Raw genomic sequence first — 255 nt, forward strand, 5'->3', positions numbered from 1 at the left:
CGGGAGGCAGCAGTGGGGAATATTGCACAATGGGCGCAAGCCTGATGCAGCCATGCCGCGTGTATGAAGAAGGCCTTCGGGTTGTAAAGTACTTTCAGCGAGGAGGAAGGCGTTGTGGTTAATAACCGCAGCGATTGACGTTACTCGCAGAAGAAGCACCGGCTAACTCCGTGCCAGCAGCCGCGGTAATACGGAGGGTGCAAGCGTTAATCGGAATTACTGGGCGTAAAGCGCACGCAGGCGGTTTGTTAAGTC

Annotated in this window: 1 rRNA gene; it reads left to right on the plus strand. The window is 55.3% G+C overall.

From position 1 onward, the window contains the following. Window positions 1-255: ribosomal RNA gene (locus NNN71_RS25110) — 16S ribosomal RNA — on the plus strand; the annotation flags it as partial.

It is taken from the genome of Kluyvera sp. Awk 3 (genome assembly GCF_028069715.1).
GTDB classification, from domain to species: domain Bacteria; phylum Pseudomonadota; class Gammaproteobacteria; order Enterobacterales; family Enterobacteriaceae; genus Kluyvera; species Kluyvera georgiana_A.